This window comes from Salmonella sp. 32082101201600294FB01SM01 (genome assembly GCF_017572865.1).
Classification (GTDB): domain Bacteria; phylum Pseudomonadota; class Gammaproteobacteria; order Enterobacterales; family Enterobacteriaceae; genus Salmonella; species Salmonella enterica.
The window spans coordinates 529,709-545,963 of record NZ_JAGESB010000001.1; the positions used below are offsets into that span (position 1 = coordinate 529,709).

Annotated in this window: 13 protein-coding genes; 10 read left to right on the forward strand and 3 right to left on the reverse strand. The window is 57.3% G+C overall.

The annotated features are described in order from the left end of the window. Window positions 1–119: 119 nt before the first annotated feature. A complete protein-coding gene (locus tag J4645_RS02560; protein ID WP_023215107.1) occupies window positions 120–1,403 on the reverse strand; it encodes a putative acyl-CoA thioester hydrolase in 1,284 nt (427 codons plus the stop codon). 237 nt (window positions 1,404–1,640) lie between these two features. Here J4645_RS02560 and hutI point away from each other — a divergent pair, with 237 nt between their 5' ends. The 5 genes from hutI (at window position 1,641) to hutH (ending at window position 7,976) form a co-directional block, all read left to right on the forward strand. Beyond that, window positions 1,641–2,864 (forward strand): imidazolonepropionase, encoded by a 1,224-nt coding sequence (hutI, locus tag J4645_RS02565; RefSeq protein WP_023215106.1) that lies wholly within the window; start codon window positions 1,641–1,643, stop codon window positions 2,862–2,864. Next, window positions 2,861–3,802, forward strand: coding sequence for a formimidoylglutamase (gene hutG / locus J4645_RS02570; RefSeq protein WP_023215105.1), 942 nt, complete (start codon window positions 2,861–2,863; stop codon window positions 3,800–3,802). Before hutI ends, hutG begins: the two co-directional genes overlap by 4 nt. Window positions 3,803–3,846: 44 nt before the next feature. Further along, window positions 3,847–4,572, forward strand: coding sequence for a histidine utilization repressor (locus J4645_RS02575; RefSeq protein WP_000287407.1), 726 nt, complete (start codon window positions 3,847–3,849; stop codon window positions 4,570–4,572). A 196-nt stretch (window positions 4,573–4,768) separates the two neighbouring features. Continuing rightward, the gene (hutU, locus tag J4645_RS02580; protein ID WP_023215104.1) at window positions 4,769–6,454 is read left to right on the forward strand and encodes a urocanate hydratase; all 1,686 of its coding nucleotides are present in this window, start codon (window positions 4,769–4,771) and stop codon (window positions 6,452–6,454) included. Between the two features lies 1 nt (window position 6,455). Beyond that, the gene (hutH, locus tag J4645_RS02585; RefSeq protein WP_023215103.1) at window positions 6,456–7,976 is read left to right on the forward strand and encodes a histidine ammonia-lyase; all 1,521 of its coding nucleotides are present in this window, start codon (window positions 6,456–6,458) and stop codon (window positions 7,974–7,976) included. A gap of 84 nt (window positions 7,977–8,060) precedes the next feature. On the opposite strand, the gene J4645_RS02590 is transcribed toward hutH, so the two are convergent. Further along, window positions 8,061–8,537, reverse strand: coding sequence for a kinase inhibitor (locus tag J4645_RS02590; RefSeq protein WP_000767403.1), 477 nt, complete (start codon window positions 8,535–8,537; stop codon window positions 8,061–8,063). A 57-nt stretch (window positions 8,538–8,594) separates the two neighbouring features. Beyond that, the gene (gene bioA, locus J4645_RS02595) at window positions 8,595–9,884 is read right to left on the reverse strand and encodes an adenosylmethionine--8-amino-7-oxononanoate transaminase (protein WP_023215102.1); all 1,290 of its coding nucleotides are present in this window, start codon (window positions 9,882–9,884) and stop codon (window positions 8,595–8,597) included. A gap of 86 nt (window positions 9,885–9,970) precedes the next feature. Here bioA and bioB point away from each other — a divergent pair, with 86 nt between their 5' ends. The 5 genes from bioB to uvrB all read left to right on the forward strand — a co-directional run bounded on the left by bioB (window position 9,971) and on the right by uvrB (window position 16,255). Beyond that, window positions 9,971–11,011, forward strand: a complete 1,041-nt coding sequence (gene bioB / locus J4645_RS02600; protein ID WP_000090724.1) for a biotin synthase BioB — start codon at window positions 9,971–9,973, stop codon at window positions 11,009–11,011. Continuing rightward, entirely contained in the window at window positions 11,008–12,165 is a 1,158-nt protein-coding gene (gene bioF / locus J4645_RS02605) for an 8-amino-7-oxononanoate synthase (RefSeq protein ID WP_023215101.1), read from the forward strand. Before bioB ends, bioF begins: the two co-directional genes overlap by 4 nt. After that, window positions 12,149–12,904 carry a malonyl-ACP O-methyltransferase BioC gene (bioC, locus tag J4645_RS02610; RefSeq protein WP_000079904.1) on the forward strand — a complete coding sequence of 252 codons (756 nt, stop codon included), beginning with the start codon at window positions 12,149–12,151 and terminating at the stop codon, window positions 12,902–12,904. Before bioF ends, bioC begins: the two co-directional genes overlap by 17 nt. Next, window positions 12,897–13,583: a dethiobiotin synthase gene (gene bioD / locus J4645_RS02615; protein ID WP_000167212.1), complete on the forward strand. Its 687-nt coding sequence runs from the start codon at window positions 12,897–12,899 to the stop codon at window positions 13,581–13,583. The genes bioC and bioD overlap by 8 nt, the downstream gene beginning before the upstream one ends. Window positions 13,584–14,233: 650 nt before the next feature. Next, a complete protein-coding gene (gene uvrB / locus J4645_RS02620; RefSeq protein ID WP_000042502.1) occupies window positions 14,234–16,255 on the forward strand; it encodes an excinuclease ABC subunit UvrB in 2,022 nt (673 codons plus the stop codon).

Below are 16,255 nucleotides of genomic sequence, written 5' to 3' on the forward strand. Positions count from 1 at the left end.
CTGTGTGCCGGAGGGCGGCGGGATGCCTGATTAATTTCAATAAACATCGCTTGCAGTAAAACCACGGGCCGCCACATCTGCTGCGGCGGCCCGTTTATAAGCCTGAACCGGAACGGCGATTACTGCTTAGGTTCCGCCACCACTTTACTGCCTACACCGCGGTTGTTGTATTCCCACATGCGGTTGTAGTTAGTGTCGTTCAGATTACGCAGCACCTCGCCTTTGTCATCCACGGTTCCCGTATTTCCGGCAAACGGACGTTTCGAGATGACCGCGTCGGCCCACGGTTTGGCAACGTTAAAGCCCTCGTTAATCACGCTGTCGCGGATCACTACCTGACCGTTGGTGTTGGCGTCGACATCCAGCGGGCGGCCAAGCTGCGCAACGCCATCGCCGGAGGCGTTAAAGCGGCTGTTGATCGCCAAAAAGCCATAGTAAATATTGGACAGCGTCGCCGGGGCGAAGACGTAGGCTTCCTGCTGTGTGCGGGAGTTGACGACCTGGAAGTTGGTGTTATCGAACACCACGGCGCCGCGTCCGGAAACCATATCCACATCGCCTTCAATATAGCTGTTCGTCACCAGCGTACGCGGCTGGCGATCGGTTTGCAGACGGTTCTGCACGCCGCTGTTGGTCACAAAGAAGGTGTTCTGGCGGCCAAGGATATTGACCTTGTTAATCTGGACTTTGTCGCCATCGGTACGCAGCGCCACCGCCGGATGGTTTCCGGCATCGACACTGTCGCCCAGCGTGTTCTCGATGGTCAGATTTTGTAGCTGCAGACCGTTATTCTGCGACCAGAACGCGGCAGAACACATCACACCGATCGTCGCGGCGTGTTTGCTTTGGCAGTTATCGAACATATACCAGGCGGGTTTACCAGGCATATATTTCCCGCCGGGATTCACCGCGCGGCGCCAGTCAGCGACACTCATTTCACCATCAATCGCCATCCCAATTTTCACATCGATCGGTTTTTCACCGGTCCCGTACAGGGTCAGACTTCCCGGCGCGGCGGGAACATACACGGTCCCCTGATAGTCGCCCGGCATAATAGCAATGTACTGGCGTTTGTTCGTGCGTTTAACCATTGCCGCATCGACCGCGGCCTGAATTGAGGTGTGCGTAACGCCTGGCGTACCTGCCGGCCCCACCACAAAGTCAGGCTGTGCGGGCAGGGTAATCGGCGACGGCGACCACGGGGCGGTATTCGGCGTCAGGGAGGCAAAATAGCGCGCCGCAACGAAGTTTTTCGCTTCATTTGCCGACAGAATTGGGCGCGAGGCGGTGCCAGGCGCGGTTTGATCGGAAGGGATCTGATCGGGTGGCGTAGAGCTACAGGCGCTCAGCGTCACGCCAAAAGCCAGTGCCAGCGCCAGACGGGAAACCGATAATGTATTCACAGGTTGCTCCGGGCTTGAAAAAGTTAAATGACATCCATTGAAGCCTGCTTTTTTATACTAAGTTGAACGAAACGGGAAGGCGAAAAGGTAAAAAGTTCCTTTTCAGGCTGGAAACACCTGTAGCATCAGATAGTTTTATCACAATTAAGCAACAACTTTCGCGCTTTGAGTTGACAATCCGGAGCAGAAAGAAAATAAATGTCTATACAACTCATGACAGGCAAGAGAGCGACAGGAATGCGGCAACTTTTACCGGGCGATACTGTCTGGCGAAACATCAGGCTGGCGACAATGGACCCGCAGCGGCAAGCCCCGTACGGGCTGGTGGATAACCAGGCGCTGATTGTACGCGAAGGGCATATTTGCGATATCGTGCCAGAGACGCAGCTTCCTGTCAGCGGGGACAATATCCATGATATGCAGGGACGACTGGTAACCCCGGGACTTATCGATTGCCACACGCATCTGGTGTTTGCCGGTAACCGCGCCGCAGAGTGGGAGCAGCGGCTTAACGGCGCGTCATACCAGCATATTAGCGCTCAGGGCGGCGGCATTAACGCGACGGTATCAGCAACCCGCGCCTGTGCGGAAGAGACGCTCTACCTGCTGGCGCGCGAACGCATGATGCGCCTTGCCAGCGAAGGCGTTACGCTGCTGGAGATTAAATCCGGCTATGGTCTGGAGCTGGCGACAGAAGAAAAGCTGTTGCGCGTCGCTGCAAAACTTGCCGCCGAAAACGCTATCGACATTAGCCCCACGCTACTTGCCGCTCATGCTACGCCAGCGGAGTATCGTGACGACCCGGACGGCTACATCACTCTGGTCTGCGAGACGATGATTCCGCAGCTCTGGCAAAAAGGGTTATTTGATGCGGTAGACCTCTTTTGCGAGAGCGTCGGCTTTAATGTGGCGCAGAGTGAGCGCGTGTTGCAGACGGCGAAGGCGTTAGGTATTCCCGTTAAAGGCCATGTTGAGCAGCTTTCGCTGTTGGGCGGCACGCAGTTGGTGAGCCGTTATCAGGGTTTATCGGCGGATCATATCGAATATCTTGATGAAGCGGGCGTCGCGGCGATGCGTGACGGCGGTACTGTCGGCGTGTTGTTGCCCGGCGCGTTTTATTTTCTGCGCGAGACGCAGCGCCCGCCGGTGGAACTGCTGCGCCGCTATCAGGTGCCTGTCGCCGTCGCCAGCGATTTCAATCCCGGCACCAGCCCGTTTTGCAGTTTGCATCTGGCGATGAATATGGCCTGCGTACAGTTTGGTCTGACGCCGGAAGAGGCATGGGCGGGCGTTACGCGCCATGCCGCTCGCGCGCTGGGAAGACAGGCGACGCATGGGCAGCTCAGGGCCGGCTACCGGGCGGATTTTGTGGTATGGGATGCTGAACAGCCGGTAGAGATAGTGTATGAGCCGGGGCGTAACCCTTTATATCAGCGGGTATACAGAGGACAAATCTCATGACGCAATGGTATCCGGCTTCTCCGGCGCTCTGGCAGGGGCGCGATGACAGTATAGAAGCGCCGGATGCGCGGCGTCTGTTTCAGACCGTCACGCGCAGCGAGACCTTTTCCCCCGAAAACTGGCAGCAAAAGATCGCGTTAATGGGATTTGCCTGCGACGAGGGGGTAAAACGCAATGCAGGGCGTCCCGGCGCGGCAGGCGCCCCGGACGCGTTGCGTAAAGCGCTGGCGAATATGGCCAGCCATCAGGGACATGAACGGCTGGTGGATTTAGGCAATTGGGTTGCGCCGACGCCCGATCTGGAAGGCGCGCAGCAGGCCTTGCGCGATGCGGTAAGCCGCTGCCTGCGGGCCGGGATGCGCACGCTGGTGCTGGGCGGCGGGCATGAAACCGCATTTGGACACGGCGCGGGGGTGCTGGACGTGTTTGCGCAGGAAAGCGTAGGGATCATTAATCTTGATGCGCATCTGGATCTCCGTCAGACCGACCGGGCAACATCCGGGACGCCGTTTCGTCAACTGGCGCAGCTATGCGACGCGCAGAGCCGCGCGTTTCATTATGCCTGTTTCGGCGTGAGCCGTGCGGCGAATACGCAGGCGTTGTGGCGGGAAGCGCAGTGGCGGAATGTTACCGTGGTGGAGGATCTTGACTGCCATGACGCGCTGGCGCAGATGACGCAGTTTATCGACAAGGTGGATAAAATTTATCTGACTATCGATCTCGACGTATTGCCTGTCTGGGAAATGCCGGCCGTCTCCGCTCCCGCAGCGCTGGGCGTGCCGCTGATACAGGTTCTGCGTTTAATTGAGCCGGTTTGCCGCAGCGGAAAATTACAGGCGGCGGATCTGGTTGAGTTTAATCCACGCTTTGATGACGATGGCGCAGCGGCGCGCGTGGCGGCGCGGCTTGGCTGGCAAATCGCGCACTGGTGGCGTTAATCTGTCATCCGGAAAACACTATCCGCATAAGGAAGGCTTCACGCATGTATTCATCCCGCTCCCGTTCTGCGCCTGCGCCTTTTTACGAAACGGTGAAACAGGACATCTGTAAAAAAATAGCCGACGGCGTCTGGCAGCCGCACGATCGCATTCCGTCGGAAGCTGAACTGGTCGCGCAGTATGGCTTTAGCCGAATGACCATCAACCGGGCGCTGCGTGAGCTGACGGATGAAGGGTGGCTGGTGCGTTTACAGGGCGTGGGGACGTTTGTCGCCGAACCAAAAGGCCAGTCCGCGCTGTTTGAAGTCCGCAGTATCGCCGAGGAGATTGCCGCCCGCCGTCATCAGCATCGTTGTGAGGTGCTCACGCTGGAGCGCGTGCGGGCAAACGCCATCCAGGCCAGCGCTCTCAACGTCAATGAGAGCGATGTCATTTTCCATTCCATCATGGTGCATTATGAAAACGATCTGCCGGTACAAATTGAAGATCGCTGCGTGAATGCGGATATTGCCGTGGATTACCTGACGCAAGATTACCGTCAGACCACGCCGCACGCTTATTTGTCGCGGATCGCGCCGCTAACGGAAGGGGAACATATTGTGGAGGCGGTGCGCGCCACGGCGCAAGAGTGCGCGTGGTTAACTATCAAAGAGCATGAGCCTTGTCTGCTCATTCGTCGTACAACCTGGTCCGCGTCGCGGATTGTTTCTCACGCCCGCTTACTTTTCCCCGGGTCGCGCTACCGGCTACAGGGACGATTTATCTCCTGAGCGGACTGCTGCCGGAAAACGTGATTGCTGACACAATATAACAAAATTGTATTATTTTTGTTAATTCTATTCTTGTGCTTACTTGTATAGACAAGTATATGTCTGATTCTTATCTGTGGGTCTGCGGCGGTGCCTGATAGTGGCGTTTTAGCGTTATTTGGGGATGGCAGACCGATAATAATGAGGAGTCATTGCTATGCCTGAAAGCAAGTATCGTCAGCAGACTATCCGCGCGCCCAGAGGCACGGTATTAACGGCGAAAAGCTGGCTGACAGAAGCCCCGCTGCGGATGTTAATGAATAATCTCGATCCTGACGTGGCGGAAAATCCGCATGAGCTGGTGGTCTACGGCGGGATTGGTCGCGCCGCGCGCAACTGGGAATGCTATGACGCTATTGTTGATGCGCTCACCCGGCTGGAGGCGGACGAAACGTTGCTTATTCAGTCTGGCAAACCGGTCGGCGTATTTAAAACGCACGACAACGCGCCGCGGGTATTAATCGCCAACTCCAACCTGGTTCCCCACTGGGCGACATGGGAACACTTTAACGAACTGGATGCGAAAGGGCTGGCGATGTACGGTCAAATGACGGCCGGAAGCTGGATCTATATCGGCAGTCAGGGAATCGTGCAGGGAACATACGAAACCTTTGTCGAGGCGGGGCGTCAGCACTATAACGGCACGCTGGCGGGACGCTGGGTGCTGACCGCCGGGCTGGGCGGCATGGGCGGCGCGCAACCGCTAGCCGCGACGCTGGCCGGAGCGTGTTCGCTGACGATTGAATGCCAGCAAAGCCGTATCGATTTTCGTCTGCGTACTCGCTACGTGGATGAGCAGGCCGCCACGCTGGATGACGCGCTGGCCCGCATTACGCGCTACACCCGCGAGGGGAAAGCCGTGTCCGTCGCCCTGTGCGCGAACGCGGCGGATATCCTGCCGGAACTGGTTAATCGCGGCGTGCGCCCGGACCTGGTGACCGATCAGACCAGCGCCCACGATCCGCTACATGGCTATTTACCCTCCGGCTGGCGCTGGGAGGAGTATCAGAAAAACGCGCAATCCGATCCCCACGGGACGATGCAGGCAGCGAAACGTTCCATGGCGGCGCATGTTCGGGCGATGCTGGCGTTCAGTCAAATGAGCGTGCCGACCTTTGACTATGGCAACAATATTCGTCAGATGGCGAAAGAGATGGGGGTGGAAAACGCCTTTGATTTTCCGGGATTTGTGCCAGCCTATATTCGTCCGCTGTTCTGTCGTGGCATCGGGCCGTTTCGCTGGGTGGCGCTGTCCGGCGATCCGCAGGATATCTATAAAACCGATGCCAAAGTCAAAGAGATAGTGGCTGAGGATAAACATCTGCATCACTGGCTGGATATGGCGCGCGAGCGCATTCATTTTCAGGGGTTACCGGCGCGTATCTGCTGGGTAGGCCTGGAGTGGCGGCAAAAACTGGGGCTGGCGTTCAACGAAATGGTGCGTTGCGGCGAGGTATCCGCGCCTATTGTGATTGGCCGCGATCACCTGGATTCCGGTTCTGTCGCCAGCCCTAACCGTGAAACCGAAGCGATGCGCGACGGTTCCGACGCGGTTTCCGACTGGCCGCTGTTAAATGCGTTGCTGAATACCGCCAGCGGGGCGACATGGGTATCGCTCCATCATGGCGGCGGGGTGGGGATGGGGTTTTCGCAACACGCCGGTATGGTGATTGTCTGTGATGGCACTGACGAGGCCGCCGCGCGTATTCGCCGCGTGTTACACAACGATCCGGCGACGGGCGTCATGCGCCATGCCGATGCCGGATATGATCTCGCGGTGGAATGCGCTGTTGAGCAAGGTCTGAATTTACCGATGGTTGCGGCGACGCAGGGGAAAGGCTGATATGAACACCATAACACTTACTCCGGGGCAGTTAAGCCTCTCTCAACTGTACGATGTCTGGCGTCATCCGGTACAGCTTCGGCTGGACGCCAGCGCCATTGACGGCATTAACGCCAGCGTCGCGTGCGTCAATGATATCGTTGCCGAAGGGCGTACCGCCTACGGCATCAACACCGGTTTCGGCCTGCTGGCGCAGACGCGCATCGCTGATGAAGACTTGCAAAATCTACAGCGATCGTTGGTGCTGTCTCACGCCGCGGGCGTAGGCGACCCACTGGATGACGCGATGGTGCGTCTGATCATGGTATTGAAAATCAATAGTCTGGCGCGTGGGTTTTCCGGGATTCGGTTGAGCGTGATAGAGGCGCTCATCGCTCTGGTGAATGCCGGCGTGTATCCGCTGATTCCGGCAAAAGGCTCGGTTGGCGCGTCGGGCGACTTAGCGCCGCTGGCGCATCTGTCGCTGACGCTGCTTGGCGAAGGAAAAGCGCGCTGGCAGGGCGAATGGCTTCCGGCGCAGACGGCGCTAAAAAAGGCCGGACTGGAGCCTGTCGCGCTGGCGGCCAAAGAGGGGCTGGCGCTGCTTAACGGCACCCAGGCGTCAACGGCCTTCGCGCTGCGCGGTTTGTTTGAGGCACAGGAGTTATTTGCCTCTGCCGTCGTCTGTGGCGCGCTGACCACCGAAGCCGTACTGGGATCGCGCCGTCCTTTTGATGCGCGCATTCATGCCGCACGCGGACAACAGGGGCAAATTGACGTCGCGCGGTTGTTCCGGCATCTGCTGACCGATACCAGCGCCATTGCTGAATCACATCACCACTGTCATAAAGTTCAGGACCCGTATTCCCTTCGCTGCCAGCCGCAGGTAATGGGCGCTTGTCTGACCCAGTTACGTCAGACGAAAGAGGTACTGCTGGCTGAGGCCAATGCGGTGTCCGATAATCCGCTGGTCTTTGCCGATGCGGGGGAGGTGATCTCCGGCGGTAACTTCCATGCTGAACCGGTTGCCATGGCGGCGGATAATCTGGCGCTGGCGATAGCGGAAATCGGCGCGCTATCGGAGCGGCGCATCGCGCTGATGATGGATAAACATATGTCGCAGTTACCGCCGTTCCTGGTAAAAAATGGCGGCGTTAATTCCGGTTTTATGATTGCCCAGGTCACCGCCGCGGCGCTCGCCAGCGAGAATAAAGCGCTGGCGCACCCGCACAGCGTGGATAGCCTGCCGACCTCGGCGAATCAGGAAGATCATGTCTCAATGGCCCCGGCGGCAGGGCGGCGACTCTGGGAAATGGCAGCGAATACCCGCGGCGTTATTGCCGTGGAGTGGCTGGCTGCCTGTCAGGGGATAGATTTACGGGAAGGGTTAACCTCCAGCCCGTTACTGGAACAGGCGCGGCAGACACTGCGCGAGCGGGTGGCGCACTATACGCAGGATCGTTTTTTCGCGCCCGATATTGAGTGTGCTACGGCGCTGCTGGCGCAAGGCGCGTTACAGCGTCTGGTGCCGGACTTTATGTGAATGCTGCCGGATGGCGCGGCGCTTATTCGGCTTACCCAACCCGTTGGCAGGGTAAGACGTTTACGCCGCCATCCGGCACAGCGTTTAACTGAACATCGCCGTGATCGAGGCGCTGGCGAGCGAATGGAAATGCACGTTAAAGCCGACCATCGCGCCGCTGGCGTCTTCATCAACGTCAAGACGCTCGACGTCCAGCGCGTGAACCGTAAAGATATAGCGGTGCGTTTCCCCTTTAGGCGGCGCCGCGCCGCCGTAGCCCGCTTTACCGAAATCGGTACGCGTCTGAATGACGCCGTCTGGTACGGCCACCAGGCCTGAGCCGAACCCCTGGGTCAGTACGCGCGTATCCGCCGGGAGGTTCACCACCACCCAGTGCCACCAGCCGGAGCCGGTCGGCGCGTCGGGATCGTAACAGGTCACGACAAAACTTTTGGTGCCCATCGGCACGTCGTCCCAGGCCAGATGCGGCGAAATATTATCGCCATCATAGCCCATACCGTTAAAAACGTGGCGATGAGGAAGTTTATCTCCATCGCGCAAATCGTTGCTGATAAGTTTCATGCGCTCTCCTTTTGACTCACCAGAAGTGTAGCCAGAAGCAGCATCGCTTACCGCTGATTAATGGCTAAAAAATGTTTCATTGTGTACCGCGTCATTGACCGCCTGGGTCAAACGGCGCAGTTGATCCGGACGAATAATGTAGGGCGGCATCAGGTAGATTAGCTTGCCGAACGGCCTGATCCAGACGCCTTGCCCGACGAAGAAGCGTTGAAGCGCCGCCATATTGACCGGATGCGTGGTTTCAACCACCCCAATCGCGCCCAACACCCGCACATCCGCCACCCAGGGAGAACTTTGCGCGGGGGCTAACTCAGCGCGTAACTGAGACTCGATAGACGCCACCTGCTGACGCCATTCGCCGCTTTCCAGCAGCGTCAGGCTGGCGCAAGCGACGGCGCAGGCCAGCGGATTCCCCATAAACGTCGGGCCATGCATAAAACACCCCGCCTCGCCGTTGCTAATAGTCTCTGCAACCTGGCGTGTCGTGAGCGTTGCCGAGAGGGTCATGGTGCCGCCGGTTAAGGCTTTGCCAAGACACAGAATATCCGGCGCGATCCCGGCGTGCTCGCAGGCGAACAGTTTGCCGGTACGGCCAAACCCGGTGGCTATTTCATCGGCAATCAGCAGAATGCCTTCGCGATCGCACATGTGACGAATACGCCTGAGCCATTGTGGATGATATATGCGCATCCCGCCCGCGCCCTGAACGATAGGTTCCAGAATCACGGCGGCTATTTCCTGGCGATGCGCGGCCATCAGGCGGGCAAATGGCGCGATGTCGCTTTCATCCCATTCGCCATCCATCCGGCTTTGCGGCGCCGGTGCGAACAGATTTTTCGGCAGATAGCCTTTCCACAAGCTGTGCATGGAGTTATCCGGATCGCACACCGACATCGCGCCGAACGTGTCGCCATGATAACCGTGGCGAAACGTCAGAAAACGCTGACGCGATTCGCCCCGCGCCTGCCAGTACTGCAGCGCCATCTTCATGGCCACTTCTACCGACACCGAACCGGAGTCGGCCAGAAAGACACACTCCAGCTGCTCAGGCGTTATCGCGACCAGCTTACGGCACAGATTCACCGCAGGTTGATGGGTTATGCCGCCGAACATGACATGCGACATGGCGTCAATTTGCGCTTTCATCGCCGCGTTCAATTGCGGGTGGTTATAACCATGAATGGCCGCCCACCAGGAGGACATCCCCTCAATCAGGCGTTCGCCCGAGGCGAGAACCAGCTCGCAGCCTTCGGCCCGCTCAACGGGATATACCGGCAGCGGCGAGGTCATGGAAGTGTAAGGATGCCAAATATGGCGTTTATCGAAGGCCAGATCGTCCGTTGTCATAATCGACTTGTAAACCAAATTAAAAAGATTTAGGTTTACGAGTCTACACCATATCAAAAACAAACAACATATTTTGGAGAAGCCCGATGGCTCGCCACCCACGCTGGACACTGTCGCAAGTAACCGAATTATTTGAAAAACCACTGCTGGAATTGCTGTTTGAAGCGCAGCAAATTCATCGCCAGCATTTCGATCCGCAGCAGGTACAGGTTAGTACGCTGCTGTCGATCAAAACCGGCGCCTGCCCGGAGGATTGTAAATACTGCCCGCAGAGCTCGCGCTATAAAACCGGGCTGGAAGCCGAGCGTTTAATGGAAGTAGAGCAGGTACTGGACTCCGCCCGTAAAGCGAAAAACGCCGGTTCGACCCGCTTCTGTATGGGGGCGGCCTGGAAGAATCCGCATGAACGCGATATGCCTTATCTGGAGAAGATTGTACAGGGCGTCAAAGCGATGGGGCTGGAAACCTGTATGACGCTCGGTATGTTGAACGAGAGCCAGGCGCAGCGTCTGGCTAATGCCGGGCTGGATTACTACAACCACAACCTCGATACCTCGCCGGAGTTTTACGGCAATATCATCACTACCCGTACCTATCAGGAGCGCCTCGACACGCTGGAAAAAGTCCGTGAAGCAGGGATTAAAGTGTGCTCTGGCGGCATTGTGGGTCTGGGCGAAACGGTTACCGATCGCGCCGGTCTGTTGTTGCAGTTGGCGAACCTGCCGACGCCGCCGGAAAGCGTGCCAATCAACATGCTGGTGAAGGTGAAAGGCACACCGCTTGCGGATAACGATGACGTGGATGCGTTTGATTTTATTCGTACTATCGCCGTGGCGCGCATCATGATGCCGACTTCATACGTGCGTCTTTCCGCAGGACGTGAACAGATGAACGAGCAGACCCAGGCGATGTGCTTTATGGCCGGGGCGAACTCGATTTTCTATGGCTGCAAATTGTTAACTACGCCAAATCCGGCAGAGGACAAGGATCTGCAGTTATTCCGTAAGCTGGGGCTGAATCCGCAGCAGACCAGAGTGCTGGCGGGCGATAACGAGCAGCAGCAACGTCTGGAGCAGACGCTGATGACGCCTGACACCGATGATTATTACAACGCGGCAGCCTTATGAGTTGGCAACAACGCGTCGACGATGCGCTGACGGCGCGTCGGGCGACGGATACGTTGCGCCGCCGCTATGTGGTGTCGCAGGGCGCCGGACGCTGGCTGGTAGCGAACGGGCGACAGTATCTTAACTTCTCCAGCAATGATTACCTCGGCTTAAGTCAACACCCGCAGATTATTCGCGCCTGGCAACAGGCAGCGATGCGTTTTGGCGTCGGCAGCGGCGGGTCGGGTCATATCAGCGGTTATTCCGTGGCGCACCGGGCGTTAGAGGAGGAACTGGCGCAATGGTTAGGATATCCGCGCGCGCTACTGTTTATCTCTGGCTTTGCGGCGAATCAGGCGGTCATTACCGCCTTAATGAAAAAAAATGACCGGATTGTGGCCGACAGGTTGAGTCATGCTTCCCTGCTGGAGGCCGCCAATCTGAGTCCGGCGCAGCTTCGCCGCTTTATCCATAACGATACGCAGCATCTGTCGCGTTTACTGCAATCGCCCTGCGTGGGTCAGCAACTGGTGGTGACAGAAGGTGTATACAGCATGGACGGCGACAGCGCGCCGCTGGCGGAAATCCAGCACATTGCCCGCAGGCATCATGCCTGGCTGTTGGTTGATGATGCGCACGGCATCGGCGTGACTGGCGATGAGGGGCGGGGCACCTGCTGGCAACGGGGGGTGAAGCCTGAGTTGCTGGTGGTGACTTTCGGTAAGGGGTTTGGCGTCAGCGGCGCAGCGGTGCTCTGCTCGGAAAGCGTCGCGGATTATCTGCTGCAATTCGCCCGCCATCTGGTTTACAGCACCAGTATGCCGCCCGCCCAGGCGCAGGCGTTAAGCGCCTCGCTGGCGGTGATCCGTAGCGATGAAGGTGGTGAACGGCGCGAAAAACTCGCCGCTCTGGTGCAGCGCTTTCGGGCCGGCGTTAACGCGTCCCGATTTACGCTACTGAATGCCCATAGCGCCATCCAGCCGTTAATCGTGGGCGATAACAGCCGTGCATTGCGCCTGGCGGAGGCGCTGCGTCAACAAGGATGCTGGGCGACGGCGATTCGCCCGCCGACGGTGCCTGTCGGCACGGCGCGCCTGCGCTTAACGTTAACGCAGGCGCATGAAGCGTGCGATATAGACCGTCTGCTGGAGGTGCTGCATGGCGCAGGTGAATAAGCAGGCTATTGCGGCGGCGTTTGGCCGGGCCGCATCGCAATATGAACAACACGCCTCTTTGCAGCAACACAGCGCGGATGCGCTGCTGACGCTGTTGGCAGGCCGCCAGTTTGCCAGTGTGTTGGACGCAGGCTGCGGCCCTGGACGTATGAGTCGTTACTGGCGAGAGCGGGGGAGCGAAGTGACCGCCCTGGATCTTTCGCTGGCGATGCTGCAACAGGCGCGCGATCGTCAGGCGGCGCATCACTATTTGCTGGCGGATATCGAAGCGATTCCCCATGACGCCGAAGTTTTTGACCTGGCCTGGAGCAACCTGGCGGTCCAGTGGTGCGGCGATTTACGTGATGCGTTGAGCGAGTTGTACCGGGTCGTACGGCCCGGCGGCGTGGTGGCGTTTACCACCTTGTGCCAGGGGTCGTTGCCGGAGCTGCGTCAGGCATGGCAGGCCGTCGATAATCGCGCTCACGCGAATAGCTTTTTGCCGGAAGAGGCAATTGACCACGCGCTGCGCGGCTGGCGGGCGTCTCGTCATACTCAGGCGATGACATTGTGGTTTGAGGATGCCCTGAGTGCGATGCGCTCGCTTAAAGGCATTGGCGCCACCCATCTTCATGAAGGGCGGGAGTCGGATGTATTAACCCGCGCCCGGCTTAGACAGATTCAACTGGCATGGCCGCAGCGGCAGGGGAAATATCCGCTGACGTACCATCTTTTTATGGGAGTGATTGAACGTGACTAAACGCTATTTTGTGACCGGTACTGATACTGAAGTCGGTAAAACGGTTGCCAGTTGCGCCTTATTGCAGGCCGCAACGCAGTTAGGTTATCAAACCGTAGGCTATAAGCCCGTCGCTTCCGGCAGCGAAATGACAACCGACGGGCTACGCAATGGCGATGCCCTGGCCTTGCAGCGTAACAGCAGCCTGCCGCAACCTTATTCCGCTATCAATCCTTATACTTTTGCCGAGCCTACCTCTCCCCACATCGTTAGCGCCGACGAAGGCCGGGCGATAGACGCGGCGGTATTATCACGCGGATTGCGAACGCTGGAGGCGCAGGCAGACTGGGTGTTGACAGAAGGGGCGGGCGGCTGGTTTACACCGCTCTCTGCCACGCTGACGTTTGCCGACTGGGTACAGACGGAGCAGCTGCCGGTGATTCTGGTTGTTGGCGTCAAGCTGGGCTGTATTAATCACGCCATGCTGACGGCGCTGGCGGTAGAACAGGCCGGATTACCGCTTGTCGGATGGATAGCCAACGACATACAGCCGCCGGGCGCGCGTCATGGTGAATATCTCGCGACGCTTCGCCGCGTCATCCCGGCCCCGCTGTTAGGGGAAATCCCGTGGCTGGGCGTTTCTCCATCGCAGGCGGCGACAGGACAGTATCTGGACCTTAGCCCCCTGGAACGCGCCTGACCGCGCTTAAAAACCGCCTTCTTGCAGGATCAGACGATCCTGCTGTTCTTTCGCCAGACCCTCCTGACGTCGCCAGGCTAAAAATGTGCAAAATGTGAGCGTCTACGCCTCAATTTTTCCCTTCTCGTTAGCCAATAATCTGCCAAAAATAGCGATAATTTTTTTTTATCGCCCGGCGAAAACGTCAGGGGCTGATTTTGCCAGGCGGCAGGGGATACGGGCTGGAAGCAGTTATCCACTATTCCTGTGGATAACCTTGTGTATTAGAGTTAGAAAACACAACGTAAGCGAGAGGCGACGCGGCCTGCGACTAAATTGGCGCGAAAGACGGCTTGAGAAAATATCCCTTTCTAGACAGCAAGTTATATAAAATCAATGGTTGTAAAGGAAGGGGGATACGTTGACATAAAACTTTCATCATCCGACTTGACAAATGTTAAAAAAGACTCTGGTCTGGGGATAACCAGCACACTGCTGGAATTTTACCCCGCGACTGTCTATGTTTTACCTCTAAATAGCGTGGGGTATCTGCCGATAGCCATTATACACTGGAGTGTTACTGTTTTTTCATCCAGTATTTTTTATTGGCAATATTCACCGTCGAGAGTAAAATTACACCCCTGCCCGCTCACTCCTTCAGGTAGCCGCTCATGAGTAAACCGTTCAAACTGAATTCCGCTTTTAAACCTTCTGGCGATCAGCCGGACGCTATACGTCGTCTGGAAGAAGGGCTGGAGGACGGGCTGGCGCATCAGACGTTATTGGGCGTGACCGGTTCCGGGAAGACATTCACCATTGCCAACGTCATTGCGGACTTGCAGCGGCCAACGATGGTGCTTGCGCCCAATAAAACCTTGGCGGCGCAGCTCTACGGCGAAATGAAAGAGTTTTTCCCGGAAAACGCGGTGGAGTATTTCGTCTCCTACTATGACTACTATCAGCCGGAAGCGTATGTGCCAAGTTCGGATACGTTTATCGAAAAAGACGCTTCGGTAAACGAACATATTGAGCAAATGCGGTTGTCGGCAACGAAAGCGTTGCTTGAGCGACGCGATGTCGTGGTGGTGGCTTCCGTGTCCGCGATTTACGGTCTGGGCGATCCGGATCTCTACCTGAAAATGATGCTGCATCTGACGGTGGGAATGCTGATTGACCAGCGCGCGATTTTGCGTCGGCTGGCGGAATTGCAATACACCCGTAACGATCAAGCTTTTCAGCGTGGTACCTTTCGCGTGCGCGGCGAAGTGATCGACATCTTCCCGGCTGAATCTGACGATATCGCGTTACGCGTTGAGCTGTTTGATGAAGAAGTGGAACGCCTGTCGCTGTTCGACCCGTTAACCGGGCAGGTAGAGTCAACGGTGCCACGTTATACCATCTATCCCAAAACGCACTACGTGACGCCGCGCGAGCGTATTCTGCAGGCGATGGAAGAGATAAAAGATGAGCTGGCGGACAGGCGTAAAGTCTTGCTGGCAAATAATAAGCTGCTTGAAGAGCAGCGATTAAGCCAGCGCACGCAGTTCGATTTAGAGATGATGAACGAGCTGGGCTACTGCTCAGGCATTGAAAACTATTCCCGCTTTCTGTCGGGCCGCGGGCCGGGCGAACCGCCGCCAACCTTGTTCGATTATCTGCCCGCCGACGGACTGCTGGTGGTGGATGAGTCTCATGTCACCATCCCGCAGATAGGCGGCATGTATCGCGGCGACCGGGCGCGCAAAGAGACGCTGGTCGAGTATGGCTTCCGTCTGCCTTCGGCGCTGGATAACCGTCCGCTGAAGTTTGAGGAGTTTGAAGCCTTAGCGCCGCAAACTATCTATGTTTCCGCCACGCCCGGCAACTATGAGCTGGAAAAATCTGGTGATGAGGTGGTGGATCAGGTCGTGCGACCGACCGGGCTGCTGGACCCGATTATTGAAGTGCGTCCGGTGGCGACCCAGGTGGACGATCTGCTGTCCGAAATTCGTCAGCGTGCGGCCATTAATGAGCGTGTCCTTGTCACTACGCTTACCAAACGGATGGCGGAAGATTTGACCGAATATCTGGAAGAACACGGCGAGCGCGTGCGTTACCTGCACTCAGATATTGATACCGTGGAGCGCATGGAAATCATCCGCGATTTGCGTCTGGGCGAGTTTGACGTTCTGGTGGGGATTAACCTGCTGCGCGAAGGGCTGGATATGCCGGAAGTCTCGCTGGTGGCGATTCTGGACGCCGATAAAGAGGGCTTCCTGCGCTCCGAGCGCTCCCTGATTCAGACCATAGGACGCGCGGCGCGTAACGTTAACGGTAAAGCGATTCTGTATGGCGATAAAATCACGCCGTCGATGGCGAAGGCGATTGGCGAAACCGAGCGACGTCGCGAGAAGCAGCAGAAGTACAACGAAGAGCACGGTATCACGCCGCAGGGGCTGAACAAAAAAGTGGTCGACATTCTGGCGCTGGGGCAGAACATTGCGAAAACCAAAGCGAAGGGGAAAGGCAAGGGCCGTTCTACGGCAAAAGCCGGAATTGTCGAACTGGATATGACGCCGAAAGCGTTGCAGCAGAAAATTCATGAACTGGAAGGGCAAATGATGCAGCACGCGCAAAATCTGGAGTTTGAAGAAGCCGCGCAAATTCGCGACCAGTTGCATCAGTTACGCGAGTTGTTTATCGCGGCGTCCTGA

Excerpts from the sequence above, each read along its gene's own strand:
- hutI (WP_023215106.1), top strand. The coding sequence starts at position 1,641 with ATGCGGCAACTTTTACCGGGCGATACTGTCTGGCGAAACATCAGGCTG.
- hutG (WP_023215105.1), top strand. The coding sequence starts at position 2,861 with ATGACGCAATGGTATCCGGCTTCTCCGGCGCTCTGGCAGGGGCGCGAT.
- J4645_RS02575 (WP_000287407.1), top strand. The coding sequence starts at position 3,847 with ATGTATTCATCCCGCTCCCGTTCTGCGCCTGCGCCTTTTTACGAAACG.
- hutU (WP_023215104.1), top strand. The coding sequence starts at position 4,769 with ATGCCTGAAAGCAAGTATCGTCAGCAGACTATCCGCGCGCCCAGAGGC.
- hutH (WP_023215103.1), top strand. The coding sequence starts at position 6,456 with ATGAACACCATAACACTTACTCCGGGGCAGTTAAGCCTCTCTCAACTG.
- J4645_RS02590 (WP_000767403.1), bottom strand. The coding sequence starts at position 8,537 with ATGAAACTTATCAGCAACGATTTGCGCGATGGAGATAAACTTCCTCAT.
- bioA (WP_023215102.1), bottom strand. The coding sequence starts at position 9,884 with ATGACAACGGACGATCTGGCCTTCGATAAACGCCATATTTGGCATCCT.
- bioB (WP_000090724.1), top strand. The coding sequence starts at position 9,971 with ATGGCTCGCCACCCACGCTGGACACTGTCGCAAGTAACCGAATTATTT.
- bioF (WP_023215101.1), top strand. The coding sequence starts at position 11,008 with ATGAGTTGGCAACAACGCGTCGACGATGCGCTGACGGCGCGTCGGGCG.
- bioC (WP_000079904.1), top strand. The coding sequence starts at position 12,149 with ATGGCGCAGGTGAATAAGCAGGCTATTGCGGCGGCGTTTGGCCGGGCC.
- uvrB (WP_000042502.1), top strand. The coding sequence starts at position 14,234 with ATGAGTAAACCGTTCAAACTGAATTCCGCTTTTAAACCTTCTGGCGAT.